The organism is Bacillus sp. ES1-5, assembly GCF_022487605.1.
Taxonomy (GTDB): Bacteria; Bacillota; Bacilli; order Bacillales; family Bacillaceae_G; genus Bacillus_A; species Bacillus_A wiedmannii.
Map to the genome: position 1 here is coordinate 1 of NZ_JAKVPU010000063.1, position 328 is coordinate 328.

Genomic DNA, 328 nt, shown 5'->3' on the forward strand with positions numbered 1-328 from the left:
CATCGTTTAACAACAGTACTTAAGAAAGGTATGAGTACGTTGCTAGACGATAAATCATTATGAGCAACTTCATTTTCCTCCATCATTTTAAGTGTTGTAAGAAATGCTTCTGCAATAAAGAAACATTGTTCTTTTGATAACATTCGTTGTTCTTGTAAAATATCCGCCCAAGTTGGACCTTCAATCCAAGGCATTACAATACTATTAGCAAGATCTTCTGATTTTTCGATAGCAGATGTATGTTCTTCTTTAGTAACAATATAGCGTGAACATACTTTAAGCCAAATAAACCGTTTATAGACAGAAATGTATCATATGTTTCTAAACC

General features: G+C 32.6%; 1 pseudogene. It reads right to left on the minus strand.

Features of this window, described 5'->3' with window-relative positions:
- A pseudogene (locus MKO96_RS29285) lies at positions 1–281 on the minus strand (hypothetical protein); the annotation flags it as partial.
- Between the last annotated feature and the right edge of the window lie 47 nt (positions 282–328).